Annotated in this window: 3 protein-coding genes and 1 pseudogene; 2 read left to right on the forward strand and 2 right to left on the reverse strand. The window is 60.0% G+C overall.

The window, feature by feature from the left end; all coding sequences use genetic code 11:
- Window positions 1–311: pseudogene (locus ACTG3T_RS07345) on the reverse strand (hypothetical protein); the annotation flags it as partial.
- A gap of 7 nt (window positions 312–318) precedes the next feature.
- Entirely contained in the window at window positions 319–3,123 is a 2,805-nt protein-coding gene (gene cphA / locus ACTG3T_RS07350) for a cyanophycin synthetase (protein WP_439101613.1), read from the reverse strand.
- Window positions 3,124–3,253: 130 nt separating this feature from the next.
- Here cphA and ACTG3T_RS07355 point away from each other — a divergent pair, with 130 nt between their 5' ends.
- Together ACTG3T_RS07355 and ACTG3T_RS07360 are read left to right on the forward strand one after the other, a co-directional pair.
- Window positions 3,254–5,410: a cyanophycinase gene (locus ACTG3T_RS07355; protein ID WP_439101614.1), complete on the forward strand. Its 2,157-nt coding sequence runs from the start codon at window positions 3,254–3,256 to the stop codon at window positions 5,408–5,410.
- Window positions 5,411–5,419: 9 nt separating this feature from the next.
- On the forward strand, window positions 5,420–5,705 hold a 286-nt coding region (locus ACTG3T_RS07360), incomplete at its 3' end, for an alcohol dehydrogenase catalytic domain-containing protein (protein ID WP_439101615.1).

Here is a 5,705-nt window from a genome sequence, read left to right on the forward strand (position 1 = left end):
ACCAGCAAGTGCCGTTGACCTCCCTCGATCCAGTCCCGCGCCGCCTCAAAGGCCGTCTCGTTGAGCTCCGTTGCGGTGTACAGGCCGTCGACCGGCGCTGACAGCCCGAGGGAAACACCCCCGTCAAAGGGACGAACAGCCAGCTCCTCATCATCCCAGTCCAGCTCCTCGAGCAAACGCCGGGCGTGGAGACGCCAGGCTGCGATCAACAGCTCCCGCTCGCCCTCCAGCACGGAGATATCCATCACCGCGCCGGAGCGCTTGAGCAGGAAATTGGCGCCGGTGAGTCGTCTTGAATCAAGCAAACGCATGGCAGTACTAGTCGTCGCTCTCCCGGGCTATGCGTACGCCGCGCTCGTCACGAATAAGCTCCAGATCATCGGAAAAGGAGAAACTGCCCACAAACTCTTCGGGCACCTCAATGGCAGGACGCTCCCTCTGCTCACTCACCACATCCTCCCCCGGCTGGAAGTAAATAATCTGTTTCCAGGATCGGGTGACGTGGTCCGCGAGGATCAGCACCAGGTCTCCACCCCGCGCCATCTCCAGCGCTGCCTGGTTAGCGTCTTCTTCACTTTCAATGAGCTCAATATTGTCTTCGGACACGCCCCCCTCAAGGAGTCCGCGCTTGAGCAGGCCCGGCACTTCCCCGGGTTCTCGGCCCCGAAGGTTATCGTCCCGGCGACAGATGTAATGATCAAAATGGCCTGCAGCGATACCCGCGACCTCTACGATATCCTCATCCCGGCGATCCCCGGGCATGGTGAGGACCACTATCTTGCGGCCGCCAATCTCGTAGCGATCAACCACGTCGCAGACCATCTTCACCGCAGCGGGGTTGTGGGCGTAATCCAGAATCACCTTGAACGGGTGCTTGTCGTAGACGTTCAAGCGACCGGGTGACTGGAAGAAGGTGCTGTCGAAGGTTCGCAGACCCTGACGAATGTTCTCCAGATCCACCTGCATGTGGTAGGCAAGCGCCGCCGCAAACATCGCGTTCTGTACGTTATGCAGCGCCCGACCTTCGAGTGTTGCCGGAATAAGGTGGGTCCACAGCAGTGGAATATTGTGACCGTTCTCGTCATAGAGGGTAATCATGCCGCCGTTGATTCCCTGTTCAAGAACCAGCGCCGTTCCTCCCGCTTTAATGTGCTCCCGCACAAGAGGATGAGAGCGGTTCATGGTGACATAGCAAAGTTTTTCGGCGGTGCAGTGATCGGCCATTTGCAGACAGTGCACATCATCGGCATTGAGAACCGCTGCGTCCCGCGCCACTTCCACCACCACCCGCTTTACTTCAGCGAGGTCCTCGAGGGTGTCCACACCTTTGAGCCCCAGGTGATCCGACGCAATATTAAGGCAGGCCGACACGTTGGAGCGCTGATACCCCAGACCGCTGCGCAAGATGCCGCCGCGGGCAGTCTCCATGACTGCGGCATTCACCGAGGGGTCACGCAACACAATCTGAGCAGCGGTGGGCCCCGTCATGTCACCGGCCACCGTCAGACGACCATCAATGTAAACGCCGTCGGTGCTGGTCTGACCAACCGTCAACCCCGACATCTTCAGAATGTGCGCAAGCATGCGCGATGTCGTGGTCTTACCGTTGGTGCCCGTGATGGCAGCGATGGGAATCGACGAGGGACTCCCCTTGGGAAACAGCATGTCAATAACGGGGCCTGCAACATTACGCGGCTCGCCCTCGGAGGGTGCTACGTGCATCCGAAAACCCGGCGCCGCGTTGCACTCACAAATACCACCACCCACCTCACCATAGGAACGGGTGATATCTGTGGTGATAAAATCAACACCACCCACATCGAGCCCGAGGGCCAGGATCGCCCGCTCGGCCATGCTCTTGTTATCCGGATGAATCACGTCGGTGACATCCACGGAGGTGCCGCCCGTGCTCAGATTCGCAGTGGGCTGCAGATACACGATAGCCCCCTCTTCGGGAACACTGGCGCTGGTCATGCCGGATTGCGAGAGCATGCGCTCAGCCGCCGCATCCATGGAAATACGGGTGAGCACTTTTTCGTGGCCCACACCGCGCAGAGGATCCTCATTGACCCTGGCAACCAGTTCTTCCACGGTAGACTTGCCGTCACCCTTGACGTGCGCAGGCACCCGCTTGGCCGCTGCCACCAGTTGGCCGCCGACGACCAGAAGCCGATGATCAAGGCCGCGCAGGAACGTCTCCACGATGATCCCGTCACTGTGCTCCTTGGCCTTGTCGTAGGCTTTTTCTACCTGCTCTTCGTTTTGAATATCCGTGGTGACGCCGCGACCGTGATTGGCGTTCAGCGGCTTGATGACCACCGGATAGCCAATGCGCTCAGCGGCCGCGATAGCACGACGGAGGCGGTACACCAGCGCCTGACGCGGTACGGGGAGACCCAGGTCCCCCAGGATGCGATTGGTTTCATCTTTCTCGGAGGCAAGCTCCACCGCAATGTGTGGGGTGGCGCTGGTGATCGTGGCCTGCAGCCGCTGCTGATAACGTCCATGACCCAGCTGTATCAGGCTGTGTTCATTGAGCCGGATCCAGGGGACGCCGCGGGCCTCCGCTTCTTTTACCAGGGAGTGAGTACTCGGCCCCAGAGACCGGGACTGACAGGCGCGGATGAACTGATCCCGCTCCTCATCAAAATTAAAATCTTCGGGAACATCCGACAGGCGCAATTTCTCCGGCAGCAGAGAGTGCAATAGATCCAGGCCCAGCTTGCCCGCCTGAATACCGGCAAATTCCTCCTCGTACTCGAAGACCATGTCATAGACGCCGGTCTCATCGGTGGAGCGCGTCTTGCCAAAGGACACCTCGTAGCCGGCGATCCCCTGCAACTCAAGAACCACGTGCTCGAGCACATGGCCGAGCCAGGTACCCTCATCTTCCAACATGCGACGGATGAGGCCGCCGGGTTCCCGATAGGAGCAGCCATGATCTTCAAGACCGGGTAATGCCGCGACCAGCGCTTGGACAAAATCCTTTCCCAACCGCGCCGTGGGCCACTCTTCAAGCTCCCCAAGATCCACCGTATGGCGGATCACGGGAAAGAGCGCATAGACATTCGGGCCACGGTACACACTGGTATCGAGGAACTGCATGGGGAAACTCCGCTTCACTCTGGGAATCCTCTACTCTACCCCCGAACGAGAAGGCTTGAAAGCCACTGATGGTCGCTAATTCAGGGCACATTAGCGATAATGCCCAGCATATCCGCAAACTCTCGACCGCCCAGTCCGGAACTACACATTGCCGTTTGATTCCACAGAAAAAGCCCCCTCGGACCGCCTCCGTCCTCAAGGCTCCCTCGCACTCATCGGGGGGCGTTTTGAAGCGGACAACGTAGCGCTTTACAAAGCACTATATAAGCGCTGTGAAGGCCGCATTGCCGTTTGCTCCATGGCCTCCGGGTATCCCGAAGAAGTGGGCGAAGAGACCGTTGAGGAGTTTCGTGCCCAGGGCTTTTACGCCGAGCTGGTACCCATTTTTTTCGAGAACCGCCAGGAATCCGCTTTCGATCCGAGGCTCATCGAGCGGCTCCAGGCCTTCGGCAGCGTATTCTTCACCGGCGGTGACCAATCGCGCATCGTGGGTACGCTGGTGCAGGGCGGACGCGAAACCCCGGCCCTGGAAGCCATCCGGGCACTCTATACCAGGGGCGGATTGATTGCCGGCAGTTCTGCGGGTGCCGCAATCATGTCGGGCCCGATGATCATGGGCGGTACCTCCCTCAATGCCATCAGCCGTGGCATCGATACTCGGGAAAACGCCGCGGAGGACTTTGATGCCTTTCGTCTTGGTAAGGGCCTGGGATTCTTTGACTGGGGAATGGTGGATCAGCACTTTCTCCAGCGCGGACGCGTGGGACGTCTCATCAAAGCGGCAGAGTTGTCAGAACAAACCCTGGCCTTCGGTATCGATGAAAACAGCGCCCTCATTGTTCAGGGCACCCACGGCGAAGTTGTGGGCGAAACCGGCATCCTGTTTATCGACCTGCGCAAAGCGACGTTCCAGGATCAGGAGTTCACCGTCCGCAATGCACGGGTGTCCTTTCTTGATGACGGCGACGCCATCGATTTACGACGAGGGAAGCCCCTCCCCGCGGCGGACAAACGTCGCACCCGGGTCGGACGTGCCTCCTACCGTTCGCCAGCGCCCGTGCGCCGAAACGCGTTCGCAAGCTACGGGCTTCACGACCTGATGCTCCGCCTGATAGAGAGTGATCCCGCGTTTTACAACAAGGACAGCGCCAGCGCTTTTGACGCCCAGTTCGGCAATCAGGTTACGCTGCATATACATCGCCGCCCCCGTCGTTCCAGGGCATTACGGGCCGTGAGAGCGGGAGAGATCCGCTATACCGCACTCAACTTTGATCTGGATATTCACTGTGCTGCGCTGGATGTCTGCCCCCTCAATGAGAGCACCCAGGTACTGCGCCCGGATCCCGCGCCCGAGGCGCGCCTGGTGATGCTGGGCAGCACACCGATCAACTGGTCCTCTGACGCCCGCAGGACACTGCTGGGGGAGCTGCGGGAACCCGTGGGTGTACTGGCGACCGCCTCTGGAGAGCCCACGGCCATGGCGGAGCGCTACCTGGACTGGCTGGCCAGTGAAAATGTTCAGGCAGAGCTGTTACCCATTTCCCTGCACAACATCGAACGCGCGAGTCGTGACCGGGCGCTGCTCAAAACCATCGACCGCATGGGCAGCCTGCTGTTCACCGGCGGGGATCAGCGTAGGGTGACAGAGGCTTTACTCCACTGCGCGGAGGCAACGCCGGTGCTCCACAGCATTGTCACGGCCTATGAGCGTGGTACGCCGCTGATTGCCGTTGCCGCATCTGCCACAGCTTTGGGTAACCGAATGATCGCCGAAGGCGACAGCATCGCGGCCTGGCGTTACGGCAGCTCCGAGGACGCCAGCTTCTCTGGCGTCGTCGTTGAACGGGGCATCGGCCTTACCCGCCTTGGTCTCATTGACCAGAACTTTCTTCGCAGGCATCGCCTCGGACGCCTGCTAATGGCCTGCACGGCGCAGCAACAGCGCTTTGGATTTGGCCTTTGCGAAGGCGCCGGCATGATTATTCACGGCAATGAACAGGAAATAGAGGCCATCGGCAGTAACGGCGTCGTAGTCGCCGAACTCGACCTGGACCACGTGCGCCTGGCACCAAAGGTTCCCGACCCTTCCGGCGTCAGACTTTACCTGCTGGAGCCCGGTCAGCGTGTTCGCCTGGAAGACCTTGCGGGGGCCACCGCCGAGCGCTCGGCTACCGCCACAGCGCTTCTTCGTGAGACCCTTGATGACCTGGCCCGGGATTACCAAATCGCCCTGGGAGACAGCGACCTCCGCTTTAATGTGCCCCGCTGGCTCCAGACCTTGGGCAACGCCAACAATCTACACTAAGGAATGCATATGTCAGACAGCTTCAACGCTCTTGTCGCCCGCAAGGAAGATAGCTACGCCTGCGCCTACGAGACACTGACCCTCGATGACCTGGATGCCGGTGATGTTACCGTCGCGGTGGAGTACTCCACCCTCAACTTCAAAGACGGGCTAGCCATCAGCGGCGCTGCCCCCATCGCCCAGCGCCATCCTCTGGTGCTGGGTATTGACTATGCCGGCACGGTGCTGGAATCGACGCATGAAGAGTTTGCGGTTGGTGACCGGGTAGTGATGAACGGTTATGGCGCGTCGGAAT

The sequence above is a fragment of the Congregibacter sp. genome (genome assembly GCF_965660375.1).
Lineage (GTDB): Bacteria > Pseudomonadota > Gammaproteobacteria > Pseudomonadales > Halieaceae > Congregibacter.